We start from the raw sequence: 12,646 nt of genomic DNA on the forward strand, positions 1-12,646 counted from the left end.
GATATGTTCGATACGCTCTCAAAAGCGGGCAAATACTTAGGCCAGGCGGCAAAGATGATGATTGGCGTGCCGGATTATGACAACTACGTTGAGCATATGCGCGTCACTCATCCGGACCAGACGCCGATGACCTACGAGGAGTTTTTCCGCGAGCGCCAGGATGCGCGCTACGGCGGCAAAGGCGGCGCACGCTGCTGTTAACGCTAAAAAGGCGGCACAATGTGCCGCCTTTTTTTTGCCTCTAATCAGGCGTTGGTCCCGCCATCCACCACGATATCCGCGCCGGTGATGTGCTTCGCCGCCGGGCTGGCAAGAAACGCCACCGCTTCGGCAATATCCTGCGGCTCGCCGTAGTGGCCTAACGCGGTAAAACTGCGCTGCTCGTCTGCCTGCTCGCCATCTGCCGGGTTCATATCGCTGTCCGTCGAGCCGGGTTTCACCATATTCACCGTGATGCCGCGCGCGCCCAGATCCCGCGCCAGACCGCGTGTCAGGGAGTTGAGCGCTGATTTGGTCATCGAATAAATCGTGACGCCTTTAAACGGCACCCGGTCGGAGAGACTGCTGCCGATGTTAATAATGCGCGCGCCATCCGGCAGGTGCGCCAGCGCCGCCTGGGTGGTATAGGCCACGCCGCGAATATTGACGTTAATCAGCGCGTCGATATCCGCCTGCGACATCGACTCCAGCGGCCCGCCGCGCGCAATCCCGGCGTTATTGACCAGAATATCCAGCCCGCCCAGCTGTGAAACCGCCTGTGCAACGGAGGCCTGTGCCGCCTGCGGATCGCCGCTGTCGGCCTGAATAGCGACGCCGTTGCGCCCAAGCGCACGGATCTCTTCAGCAACCGCTTCGGCTTTCTGTGCCGATTTTTCATAGGTGATGGCGACATCCGCCCCGGCGCGCGCCAGCGTTAAAGCGATGGCTTTGCCGAGACCCCGACTGGCGCCAGTGACCAGCGCGCGTTTACCTGACAGTGAATATGACATGATGACTCCTGGATTATGTGTCGATTGATACATAATTAAAATAATCAGGCTTCCATCTATTCGTCAATATTATTAATATACCGATCAGCACAAAATGTGAGGAGCTGATGATGAGCCGGGGAAGACCGCGCGAGTTTGATCGAACAGAAGCGCTGAACAAGGCGATGTTGCTCTTCTGGCGCAAGGGGTATACCGCCACCTCGATGAGCGATCTCTATGAGGCGATGGGCATTAAGTCGCCGAGCCTCTATGCGGCGTTCGGTAGTAAAGAGAACCTCTACGATGAGGTGTTGCAGCACTACGAGCAGTGCGTTGCGCCGCTGATTTGGGGCGATATGGAGCAGGAGCCCTCGCCAAAACGCGCTGTCGCAAGCTGGCTTGAACGCTCAGCCGACATGCTGACGCGCTGCGATCTGCCGCACGGCTGCATGGTGACGCTCTCCGCTGTCGCCAGCGAAGGTAACGATCGCCTTGGTCAACGCGTGCAGGCTATGCGCAACGGCGGGATGGCATTACTGAAAGCGCGTCTGGCGCAGGCACAAGCGCAGGGCGAACTGCCTGCCGATACTGATATTGATGCGCTAACCCGGCTTTACACCAGCATCCAGCAGGGGATGTCGATCCAGGCCCGCGACGGTGCCAGCCGCGAAACGCTGCTCGGCATCGCCCGCATGGCGATGGGGCTGTGGCCGAAGGAATAAATACCGGTGGTTTGTAGGCCGGATAAGCGTGAGCGCCATCCGGCATTTTATCAGCGGCAACATTGCCGGATGGCGGCTTCGCCTTATCCGGCCTACGCGGTTCCAGCAACGACTGTTTTTCATTGGACGTCCATCTTACAGCGGTGGTGTTGACCCCCGCTGAAATCGGCGAACCGGAGCGTGAATGACAAGGTCTGGACGCCATGGATGGCGGACAGAGGCGAACCGAGACAGGATGTCGAGTCGAGCCGGCCGCAGTCAGGCGCGCGGGAGGTGAGCGCAGTGCGCAGCACCGATTTCCTCGCGGGGCCGCGGGGATTGACAAGGGGAGCGCGGCCGCTTCCCTTGTCCCGTTCACCGCCTATGAGATTAATGGAACTCCAGAACCTCTGGTGAACGGAATAATTCCACTAATCCAACATGCCACGCCGGATGGCGCGTACCGCTTATCCGGCCTACGCCGTTTCAGCGGGTTCCGTTTTTGTAGGCCGGATAAGGCATCGCCGCCATCCGGCAATGGTGCCGCGAAAAGAGTGCCGGATGGCGCGTTTGTAATTTACCGCGCGAAGGTCTCCACCTTCTCAAACGCCGCATAGAGCTTGTCGGCGGTGACAGCCACCGGCAGAGCATGGATCGACTCCACCGGGCGCAGGGTATGGGCGATCACCTTATCCAGTTCGGCGCGGTTATGAATATCCACCTCCAGCTCTGCAAGCGTAGTCGGCAGGTTGAAACGCTGATAGGCAGCCACAAGCTGCGCCAGCACGTCGTCCTGGCCGAGCAGGGCGCTCTGCACCAGAATGCCGTAGGCGACTTTCGTGCCGTGGAGGAACTTCTCCGTCTGCGGCAGCACCGTCAGCCCGTTATGCACCGCATGCGCCGCCGCCACGCGGGTATAGCGCTCGCCAAGCCCGCCGACCATGCCGCCACCGGCGATAATTGCATCCACCACATCGCGAAACGCCTGCGTTACTTCCCCGCGCTGTTGATCGGCCAGCGCCGCTTCGCTGCTCTCCAGCAATACATCGCGGATCGCCAGCGCGTTGTTAATACCCAGGCGCACCGTCAGCGGTAAGTTTTCCGGCTGCGGTGCCAGAACCACCGCTTCATACCACTTCGCCAGCGTATCGCCGATGCCCGCCAGCAGGTACTCCACCGGGGCATCAAGGATGATCTGCGGCTCGACCAGCACCAGGAAGTTAGCGTCATCAAAGATCTCAAAATGGAGCGCCTGACCGGCATCGTTATACCAGACCGACAGCGGCGTCCACGCCGCGCAGGTAGCGGCAATGGTCGGGATCGCCACCACCGGCAAGCCGAGCCGGCGCGCCACCGCTTTTGCCGTATCCAGCAGTGCACCGCCGCCAACGCCGATCACCACGCTGCGATCCGCACCCGCCTGCTGAGCCAGCTCCGCCACATCATGCTCGCTGCAATGCCCTTTAAACAGCAGATGCGTGGCGCCAGGTGCGTTAACCCCTTGTGGCAGAAACGGTTTTGCGGCAGCAAAGGCGCGCTCGCCGTAGATCCATACCGCGCGTGAAAGCTGCTCAGCGGAGTAAAAATCCTCCAGCCGCGCAAGGCTGCCTGGGTGGGAGTAGTAGTTGGCGGGGCCGGGTACAACGCGGATATCGGTGCTGCTCATATGAGGTGTCCTTAAAGGTGATCGCTAACCCGATGTTATGTCTGGACATCCGGATGGCTAATATTATTTCGCTTTAACTTATGCCTTTTCTGTCGTTGCCAGTCAAGCGAGGCTGTGAAAAATTCGCTAAATCAATCTATTAATCGCAGGTATTCACGCGCTATGGGAAGCAACCTCCTCGAAATGCGTGGCATGCGCCTCGCCTTTGGCGGCTTCAACGCTCTGTCGAATGTCGACCTCACCTTACGGGGCGGTTCAGTCCATGCCTTAACCGGCGCAAATGGCGCAGGCAAATCGACCCTGATGGCGGTGCTGTGCGGCACCTATGACCATTACGAAGGGGAGATCGCCATTAACCATCAGGTGGTGTCGATCCGCTCCCCGCGCGATGCGAAACAGCTCGGCATTCACCTGGTGCAGCAGGAGGTGGACGTTGCGCTGGTGCCGGGGCTGAGCATCGCTGAGAACATCATGCTGGATAAGCTGGCCGAGGGCGGGCACCGCTTTCGCTGGGGTGAGATCCGCCGCCAGGCGCGCGAAGCGCTGGCACAGCTCGATGTAGAGTTTGACGTCACCCGCGCCATCGACAGCTGCACGCTGGCGGAAAAACAGCACATCTTGCTGGCGCGGGCGCTCTCCCATCACTGCCGTTTTTTGATCCTCGACGAGCCAACCGCGCCGCTCGATCAGCATGAAAGCGAGCGCCTGTTTGCGGTGGTCAGACGCCTGCAACAGCAGGGGATCGGCGTGGTGTTTATCTCCCATCGCATTCATGAGGTGAAGGCGATTTGCGACACCCTGACGGTGCTGCGCGACGGCAGGCTGGTGGAGTCCGGGCCGATGACGACGCTCAGCGGCGAAGAGATTGTTGAGAAAATGCTCGGCCATGAACTGAGCGATATCTACCCGCCCGCGCGCCCGCCGCACAGCGACGAACTGCTGCTCAGCATTGATGGCCTGCATGACGAGGGGCTGCTGAAAAATATCTCGCTGCGGCTGCGCAAAGGCGAAATCCTTGGCATCGCCGGTCTGGCGGGCGCGGGCAAAACCGAGCTGTGCAAAGCCCTGTTTGGTGCGAGTAAAAGCCGTGTTACGCGCGGCGAGCTAAACCATCAGCCGTGGCGTCCGCGCGATCCGGCCGATTCGGTGACGCGCGGCATGGCGCTGGTGCCGGAAGAGCGGCGCAAAGAGGGGATCTTTATCGATGAGCCGGTCAGCATGAACCTCGCCGTCAGCGCCGATCGCACCTTTTCGCGCTGGGGGATCTTTGCCCATCACCAGGCGTGGCGCTGGGCGCAAGAGGTAATTGCCCGCGTTGGCGTGCGCGCCAGCGGCCCAGGCCAGATGCTGCGCCGCCTCTCCGGCGGCAATCAGCAGAAGGTGGCGATTGGCAAGTGGCTGCGCGGCCAGGCGAACGTGGTGATTTTTGACGAGCCGACCAAAGGCGTCGATGTGAAGGCGAAAACCGACCTCTTCCAGCTGATCGACGGGCTGGCGCGCGAGGGCAAAGGCGTGATTTACGCGTCGGGTGAATTCGCCGAGCTGGTGGGTTTGTGCGACCGGATTTGTGTGCTGTGGGATGGGCGCATTGTGGCAGAAGTGCAGGGCGAGGATGCCCGCGAAGAGACACTCCTTTACTATTCCACCGGAGGAACGGCCCGTGAGTAAGGCCCTTTCAGTCAGTGCGGCGGCATCCCCGCGGCAGCAATTTTTCGATTTCCTTTATAAGTGGGGCATGTTGCTCACCGTGGTGGCGCTGGTGGCTATTTTTGGCATCGCCTCGGACAACTTCCTCGATCCCAATAACATCATCAATATCCTGCGCTCGATCGCCATCGTCACGGTGATTGCCGTTGGTGTGTCGATCTCGCTGACCATTGGCGGGTTTGATCTCTCCGTCGGTTCCACCGCGTCATTGGCCAACGCGCTGGTGATTTCACTCTTTGTCTGGCACGGCTTTGACACGACGGAGGCGATCCTTGTGACGCTGGCGCTCTGTACGCTGGTCGGCCTGTTTAACGCCTTTCTGATTGTGGTGCTGCGCATTCCCGACATGCTGGCGACGCTCGGCAGCCTGTTTGTTATTCAGGGTGTGGCGATGACCTACAGCTACGGCGGATCGATTACCGAAAACATGGTGCTGCCGAGCGGTGATATGGCGGAAGGCACCATTCCGGCGGCGTTTTCGCTGCTCGGCCAGGTGCCGACCATCGTCATCATTATGCTGGTGGTTACCGTGGTGGCACAGCTTGGCCTCTCGTTGACTACCCACGGCCGCCGGATGTACGCCATTGGCGGCAACCCGGAAGCGGCGCGTCTTTCCGGCATTCGCACTACGCGCTACAAAGTGGCGGCTTATGTCATTGCCTCGCTGCTGGCGGGGCTGGGCGGGATTCTGCTCGCCTCGCGCATTGGCTCCTCGCAGGTGAATGCGGGCGGCGGGTATTTGATGGATGCGGTCGCTGCGGCGTGGATCGGCTTCTCGCTGGCGGGCTCGGGGAAGCCGAACGCGCTCGGCACGCTGGTCGGGGCGGTGATCCTCGGCGTGCTCTCTAACGGGCTGGTGATGCTGTCGGTGCCCTATTACGCCATGGACATTATTAAGGGGCTGGTGCTGGCCGGTGCTCTTGCGTTGACTTACTTCCAGCGTCGTTAACTTTCAGGGGAAACAGAGATGAAAAAAATAGCACTTTCACTGCTGGCGCTGGGATTACTCAACGCCCTGCCGGGCCACGCCGCCACACCTGCGCCGGTTCCGGATGCCATCGCCAACCATAACGGCCCGGTGCGCATTGCGCTGATCCGCAACCTCGGCTCTGATGACAACACCACCCAGTTTGTCGCCGGTGCTTTGCAGCAGGGTAAAAAACTTGGCTTTAAGATCAGCACCTTTTTAAGCAACGGTGATGACGCCAAATTCCAGGACTTCGTTAACCAGGCGATCAGCCAGAAGTATGACGGCATTATCCTTTCGCAGGGGCGCGATCCCTACTCGACGGATCTGATCAAAAAAGCGGTCGCCGCCGGGATCAAAGTGGCGGTGTTTGATACCGCCGTTAAGGGCGAAATTCCCGGCGTTACCGTGACGCAGCAGGATGACGCCTCGCTGACCAAACTCTCCTTCGGTGAGCTGGTGAAAGATTTCAACGGCAAAGCCAACATTATCAAGCTGTGGGTCGCCGGTTTCCCGCCGATGGAGCGCCGCCAGGCGGCTTATGCGGAACTGCTGAAAGCAAATCCGGGTATTAAAGAGCTGGAGTCGATTGGTGCCGTTTCATCCGATGTGCAGGGCGACACGGCTAATAAAGTGGGCGCGGTGCTGGCGAAATACCCGAAAGGGCAGATTGATGCCATCTGGGGCACCTGGGATGCCTTCAGCCAGGGGGCCTATAAAGCGCTGAAAGAGAATGGCCGCACCGAGATCAAGCTCTACAGCATTGATGTCTCAAACCAGGATCTGCAACTGATGCGCGAAGCGGGCAGCCCGTGGAAGGTGAGCGTGGCGGTGGATCCGAAATTGATTGGTGCCACCAACGTGCGCCTGATCGCCAATAAGATTGCCGGTGAACCGACGCCTGCGACCTACGATTTTAAAGCCGCCGCCATTCCGCAGGCGCTGCTCGCCAGCCAGCCTGGCGCGGTGAATGTGGCGTCGCTCGGCAAAATCATTCCCGGCTGGGGCCAGACGCAGGATTTTATTGCGCCGTGGTTTGCGACGCTGGAAGCGAAGAATAAGTAGTTTTGCAACGCGAGCCGGTTTTGTCGGCCGGTGCGGCATTGATTGCCGGATGGCGCTGGCGCTTATCCGGCCTACAAGGGCGTATCACGTCGAAGGATAAATCATGGCAACTGAACTTCCACGGCCGGACTACAGCCGCAATATGCGCTTGATTGGCCACAGCGACCAGGGCGGTCGCCCGGACGGTGTGCAGCTGATGGTGCACCGCGGCTTTGCCTATATCGGCCATATGGTGTCGCAGGGTTTCTCCATTGTGGACGTCCGCGACCCAAAGAACCCGAAACCCGTGGGCTATATCGCCGCGCCGCCCGGCACCTGGAACGTGCATCTGCAAGCCCACGACGATCTGCTGCTGGTGATCAACGCCCGCGATCTCTTTGCCGACGCCCGCTTTGCCGATGAAAAGGTTTACTACACCCGCTCGGTGGGCGAAACCGTAAGCGATGTGCAGGATAAAGGCTGGAGCGCCGGGCTGCGCATTTTCGATATCTCCACGCCGGACAAGCCGCGCGAAATCAGCTTTCTGTCGCTTGAGGGTATCGGCATTCACCGCATCTGGTATGTGGGCGGGCGCTGGGCCTATGTCTCGGCGCTGATCGACGGTTTTACCGACTACATCTTCCTGACCATCGATCTCAAAGACCCGAGCAAACCTGAGGTGGCCGGGCGCTGGTGGCTGCCGGGGATGAACCAGGCCGCAGGCGAAACGCCGGGCTGGGAGGAGGGCAAACGTTATGCGCTGCACCACGCAATCATTGCCGGTGATACCGCCTACGGCAGCTGGCGCGACGGCGGCCTGACGCTGCTGGATGTGAAAGATCGCACCCAACCGAAACTTATCAGCCACCGCAACTGGAGCCCGCCGTTTGGCGGCGGCACTCATACCGCGCTGCCGCTGCCGGATCGCGATCTGCTGGTGGTGCTGGATGAAGCGGTGCTGGACAATCAGGAGGATGGCGAGAAGCTGATCTGGCTGTTCGATATTCGCGAGCCCGCTAACCCGGTGAGCATCGCCACCTTCCCGCAGCCGGATGAGATCGATTATGTGACGAAAGGGGCGCACTTCGGCCCGCACAACCTGCATGAGAACCGCCCCGGTAGCTTTATCAGCTCAACGCTGATTTTCGCCACCTACCAGAATGCCGGTGTGCGTGCTTACGATATCTCTAACCCCTATCGCCCGGTTGAGACCGGCGCGCTGGTGCCAGCCGCACCGCAAAAGATGATGGATACCCGCCCCGGTCGCCCGCGCGTGATCCAGTCCTGCGACGTGTTTGTTGATGCGCAGGGGATCATCTACAGCACCGACTATAACGGCGGGTTGTCGATTATTGAGTATCTGGGGTGAGTAAAGCGCCGGAAGGCGCTTTGTTATCGGGCGTACGAGTATTGCCGCACGCGGGCAATTAACTCATCGACGCTATCAATGCGATCGGCAATCACAATCAGCGCTTTGCCAAGGGAGAGGGCATGGCGCAGGCAGGCGTGGCGCATCTCCTCATCTTTGATGGTGTCGATATCCGCCACGTGCGACAGCCCAACGCTGCGGCGGATAAGCTCAGTGCCGCAAAAGCCAATCGCATCGGTCCACACTTTTTTCAGAAACGCCGACGCGTAGCCCGGCTGCGCCAGCGCCGCGTCCTGCGTCTTCTCGGTTGCTAACGCCTGGAAGCGCTCGGCAAAGGTGGCCCACAGGGTCTGAATATCGATCAGCCGCTGCTCGCGCGCCGCCGCTGCATCGCGAATACCGAGGTGGCCCGGCAGACCGCAGTAGTTAAGCAGCAGATTGCCGATAGCGGTACCGATATCAAAGCCAATCGGGCCGAAATAGCCGAACTCGGCGTCAATCGCCTTCAGGCTACCGTCGGCAACAAAAATTGAGCCGCTGTGAATATCGCCGTGCAGCAAGGCTTCTGCGTGTGAGAAGAAGCGGTGCTTAAGCGACGCGACTGCGATTTTCAGCTGCGCATCATCGCGCAGGGCGGCGACGTCTGCTTCCAGCTCGGCCGGGTAGTTATTGCGCTCGTGGATCTGGTAGGGATCGTTGAAGAAGAGATCTTCGGTGATCTCGCACATCGCCGGGTTAATGAATTTCGCCACCTGCGCTTTTTTCACATGCGGGTGAAGGTAAAAGTCGCTGGTGTGAAACAGCGTCTGCGCCAGGTATTCACCTAACTGCGAGGCTGCCTGCGGATAATAGACATTGCGAATCAGTTCGCCGCGCCAGATGTGGTGATCGGAGAGATCTTCCATCACCATCACCGCCAGCTCCGGGTTGAAATGGAGGATGTTAACGGTGTGCTGCGGGCAGTGCTGGTAGTGTTCGACCAGCGTTTGTGCTTCGAGACGCGCACGATCGAGCGTCAGCGGCCAGGACTCACCGACGCAGCGCACATAGGGCAGCGCCTGTTTGACGATGACGCGGCTCGTGCCATTGCGGTCGAAAATTTTAAATACCAGATTGAGGTTACCGTCGCCCACTTCCTGCGCGTCAACCAGTTCGGAGGGATCGCGAAGACCGCCAAATTGTTGTGCATATGCCACGGCATCACGGGCGGAAAAGGTATGGTATTGCGACATTGCCTCGATCCTCTTTTTGCGATTTAAGCCATTTAGACGTCTATACATCCGCTTTGCATCCTGACACAATACGCCACATTAACGCAACAGGGATTTAACGATATGACGTCATTACAGACCACCAGCCTGCGCATCGCCGAAAATCGTTTATTTATTCTCGATCAACAGGCGTTACCGCAGGAGAAACGCTGGCTTGCCGCCGATTCGGTAGATGACCTTGTCGGCCATATTCATGCGCTGCGCGTGCGCGGTGCGCCGCTGATTGGCCTCTCTGCCAGCCTGCTGCTGGCGCTGCTGGCCGCGCGCGGTGAGGGCCGTGAACAGCTGGCACAGGCGCTGGAAACCCTGCGCGCGGCGCGCCCGACGGCGGTGAATCTGATGAACAATCTCGACCGCATGAAGCAGGCGCTGGCGCAGGAGACTTACTCTGACGCGCTGATGACGGAAGCGCTGCGGCTGGTGGAAGAGGATAAACAGCTCTGCGACAACATTGCGCAAGCGGGTGCCGCGCTGGTTAAACCCGGCAGCCGTATTTTGACCCACTGCAACACCGGCGGGCTAGCAACGGCGGGTGTCGGCACGGCGCTCGGCGTGATTGCGCTGGCGCATCAGCAGGGCAACATCAGCAATGTGTGGGTGGATGAGACGCGCCCGCTGTTGCAGGGCGGGCGGCTGACCGCCTGGGAGCTGGGCGAGCTGGGCGTGCCGTATCAACTGATTACCGATTCGATGGCTGCCAGCCTGATGGCGAAAGGGCAGGTGGATGCGGTGTGGGTCGGTGCGGACAGGATCGCGGCGAATGGTGATGTGGCGAATAAGATTGGCACCTATTCGCTGGCGGTGCTGGCGAAGTTCCACAATGTGCCGTTTTATGTCGCCGCGCCGCAAACCACCCTCGATCCCCATTGCCCGAACGGCGAGGCGATCCCGATTGAGCAGCGCGCCGCCACGGAAGTGACCGGCGTGGCGGGGAGTTTTGGCGCGGTGCAGTGGGCGCCGGAAGATGCGCAGGTGTATAACCCGGCGTTTGATGTTACCCCCGCCGCGCTGATCAGCGGTTGGGTGCTCGATAGCGGCGTGGTAACGAAGGCCGCGGATCTTTTTACGCGTCGTGCATAAAACGTTGCCGGATGGCGCGTAAACGCTTATCCGGCCTACGGGTGAGGAGCTGCTGAAACGGCGTAGGCCGGATAAGCGTCAGCGCCATCCGGCAATACCAAAACCGCCGCATCACGCGAACGGGTGCTGCAAAACCACTTCACTCTCTCTTCGGTTGGCCTGCGCCTGCGTGGCGGCGTCATCCTGCCCTTTTTCATACCGCGGCGGGGTGATCGCCGGGTAAACAAAGCTGCCCACTTCGCTGCACTGCTCCGGATCTTCATCACCCGCATAAAAGAGATAATACTGGTTCGAATCCGGGAAGAAGGCCAGGCTGTCGCCGTTGCGAAAGGTGGTGCTCCAGAAGGGCACGCCCGCTTTGGTGTGCGCCTTCTCTTTGCCCGCCGCGATTTGAAAATGGTCGCCCCACTTCATGGTCGTCAGGCTGTAATCAAAAAAAGAGATGGTCAACGCGCCGCGCGTCGGGCAGTTCAGCCTCACCGCATCGTCGGCGCGGGCGGTGGCAATAAACATCAACAGCAGAAAGAGGGTGTATTTCATGGCAGCGGGTCCGGCAAAAGCAAAGCATGAGGGTAAAGCATTGCCGCGTATAAACCCGTAAGAAAATATGTCAGAAAAAGAGAAAGAGAATCAGGATGTTAAGAAAGGGGTGTATTTGTTGAAACCGTATAGGTTTTGTTGAGCTAAACATGATAATAATTATCAAAAGTATAAAATTCTCATTACCATCAGGACACCTTTTTCTATGCATGGAAAAATCCGCACTACGCTGCTTCTCGGCGCGCTGCTCACGCTGCCCGTTCTCGCGCAGGCCACGCAGTACCCCCTTACGGTGACCGATTTTAGCGGTCGCAAAGTGACGCTGGATCACGAGCCGCAGCGCGTGATTTTGCAGGATGGCCGCGACATCATGACCCTCGCGCTGCTCGATCGCGATAACCCGTTTAAGCGGCTGGTGGCATGGAACAACCTGGCGAAAAAGCAGGATATCGAAAGCTGGAAGATGCTGAAAACCCGCTGGCCGGAAGCGGTCAACATTCTCGATATGGGCTTTAGCGATAAAGGGAATGTTGAACTCGAAAGCGTGCTGGCAAAGCAGCCGGACCTGATGATTGCCCAGCTGCGCGCGAAACCGTCGCTGACGGACAGCGGCGTGCTCGACAAGCTGACGGCGTTGAAAATCCCGGTGGTATTTGTCGATTACAATGTGAACCCGGCGAAAGATACCGCGCCGAGCATCGATCTGCTGGGCAAAGTGCTTAACCGCGAAAGCAACGCTGAAGCTTACACCACTTACTATCGCCAGCATCAGCAGGCGATCACGCAGAAAACCGCCGCCATTACGCCGAAGCCGAAAGTGTTTGTCGAAGCGCTGGCGGGCAGAGCCGACAGCTGCTGCTTTACCCACGGCCACAGCGGCTGGGGCGGTCTGGTGGAAGCGGTCGGCGCAACCAACCTCGGCTCCGAGCTGCTGCCGGGTGCCACCGGTTTTATCTCCCTTGAGAAGCTCATCAGCGTCAATCCGGATGTCTACATCATGACCGGCTCCAAACGCGGCAACGGCCAGGTGCTGCCGCTCGGCCTGAATGCCTCGCCGGACGAGGTGAACAAGCAGGCGCAGGTGCTGCTGAGCCGCACCGGAGTCAGCCAGATCCCGGCGGTGGCGCAAAAGCACGTTTATGGCGTTTATCATCACTTCTATAACCACCCGTATAACATCGTGGGCATGGAGTATCTGGCGAAGGATATCTACCCGCAGGCGTTTGCCGACCTCGACCCCGATGCGACTTATCATCACATCATCAAAAACTTCACCAAATTGCCGGATGACGGCTTTGTTTACAGCTGGCAGCAGGGCAAATAACCAGAATGA

General features: G+C 59.3%; 12 protein-coding genes. 8 read left to right on the forward strand and 4 right to left on the reverse strand.

The window, feature by feature from the left end; all coding sequences use genetic code 11:
• Positions 1-3 precede the first annotated feature (3 nt).
• Positions 4-201: a YbdD/YjiX family protein gene (locus ACWPW2_RS04800; protein ID WP_000460621.1), complete on the forward strand. Its 198-nt coding sequence runs from the start codon at positions 4-6 to the stop codon at positions 199-201.
• A 44-nt stretch (positions 202-245) separates the two neighbouring features.
• Here the strand turns inward: ACWPW2_RS04800 and ACWPW2_RS04805 are convergent, their stop codons facing one another.
• A complete protein-coding gene (locus tag ACWPW2_RS04805; RefSeq protein ID WP_454121776.1) occupies positions 246-989 on the reverse strand; it encodes a 3-oxoacyl-ACP reductase family protein in 744 nt (247 codons plus the stop codon).
• Between the two features lie 107 nt (positions 990-1,096).
• Between ACWPW2_RS04805 and ACWPW2_RS04810 the strand changes: the two genes are divergently transcribed.
• The gene (locus tag ACWPW2_RS04810) at positions 1,097-1,690 is read left to right on the forward strand and encodes a TetR/AcrR family transcriptional regulator (RefSeq protein ID WP_312122915.1); all 594 of its coding nucleotides are present in this window, start codon (positions 1,097-1,099) and stop codon (positions 1,688-1,690) included.
• Between the two features lie 556 nt (positions 1,691-2,246).
• Here the strand turns inward: ACWPW2_RS04810 and ACWPW2_RS04815 are convergent.
• Complete coding sequence (locus ACWPW2_RS04815; protein ID WP_454121777.1) at positions 2,247-3,335, reverse strand: oxidoreductase; 1,089 nt, start codon at positions 3,333-3,335, stop codon at positions 2,247-2,249.
• A gap of 162 nt (positions 3,336-3,497) precedes the next feature.
• On the opposite strand from ACWPW2_RS04815, the gene ACWPW2_RS04820 reads away from it, so the two are divergent.
• The 4 genes from ACWPW2_RS04820 to ACWPW2_RS04835 all read left to right on the forward strand — a co-directional run bounded on the left by ACWPW2_RS04820 (position 3,498) and on the right by ACWPW2_RS04835 (position 8,422).
• Complete coding sequence (locus tag ACWPW2_RS04820) at positions 3,498-5,003, forward strand: sugar ABC transporter ATP-binding protein (RefSeq protein WP_454121778.1); 1,506 nt, start codon at positions 3,498-3,500, stop codon at positions 5,001-5,003.
• Positions 4,996-5,991, forward strand: a complete 996-nt coding sequence (locus tag ACWPW2_RS04825) for an ABC transporter permease (RefSeq protein WP_023479978.1) — start codon at positions 4,996-4,998, stop codon at positions 5,989-5,991. The genes ACWPW2_RS04820 and ACWPW2_RS04825 overlap by 8 nt, the downstream gene beginning before the upstream one ends.
• An 18-nt stretch (positions 5,992-6,009) precedes the next feature.
• On the forward strand, positions 6,010-7,074 hold the full coding sequence (locus ACWPW2_RS04830) for a sugar ABC transporter substrate-binding protein (protein WP_279792327.1): 1,065 nt from the start codon (positions 6,010-6,012) through the stop codon (positions 7,072-7,074).
• Between the two features lie 103 nt (positions 7,075-7,177).
• On the forward strand, positions 7,178-8,422 hold the full coding sequence (locus ACWPW2_RS04835) for an LVIVD repeat-containing protein (protein ID WP_454121779.1): 1,245 nt from the start codon (positions 7,178-7,180) through the stop codon (positions 8,420-8,422).
• Positions 8,423-8,445: 23 nt separating this feature from the next.
• On the opposite strand, the gene mtnK is transcribed toward ACWPW2_RS04835, so the two are convergent.
• Positions 8,446-9,654 carry an S-methyl-5-thioribose kinase gene (mtnK, locus tag ACWPW2_RS04840; RefSeq protein ID WP_454121780.1) on the reverse strand — a complete coding sequence of 403 codons (1,209 nt, stop codon included), beginning with the start codon at positions 9,652-9,654 and terminating at the stop codon, positions 8,446-8,448.
• A gap of 102 nt (positions 9,655-9,756) precedes the next feature.
• On the opposite strand from mtnK, the gene mtnA reads away from it, so the two are divergent.
• On the forward strand, positions 9,757-10,773 hold the full coding sequence (gene mtnA, locus ACWPW2_RS04845) for an S-methyl-5-thioribose-1-phosphate isomerase (protein WP_454121781.1): 1,017 nt from the start codon (positions 9,757-9,759) through the stop codon (positions 10,771-10,773).
• A 111-nt stretch (positions 10,774-10,884) separates the two neighbouring features.
• Here mtnA and ACWPW2_RS04850 read toward each other — a convergent pair whose 3' ends face one another.
• Entirely contained in the window at positions 10,885-11,313 is a 429-nt protein-coding gene (locus tag ACWPW2_RS04850) for a hypothetical protein (RefSeq protein ID WP_454121782.1), read from the reverse strand.
• Positions 11,314-11,518: 205 nt separating this feature from the next.
• Between ACWPW2_RS04850 and ACWPW2_RS04855 the strand changes: the two genes are divergently transcribed.
• Positions 11,519-12,637: an ABC transporter substrate-binding protein gene (locus ACWPW2_RS04855; protein WP_454121783.1), complete on the forward strand. Its 1,119-nt coding sequence runs from the start codon at positions 11,519-11,521 to the stop codon at positions 12,635-12,637.
• Positions 12,638-12,646: the final 9 nt, after the last annotated feature.

The sequence above is a fragment of the Kosakonia sp. Marseille-Q7440 genome (genome assembly GCF_965119485.1).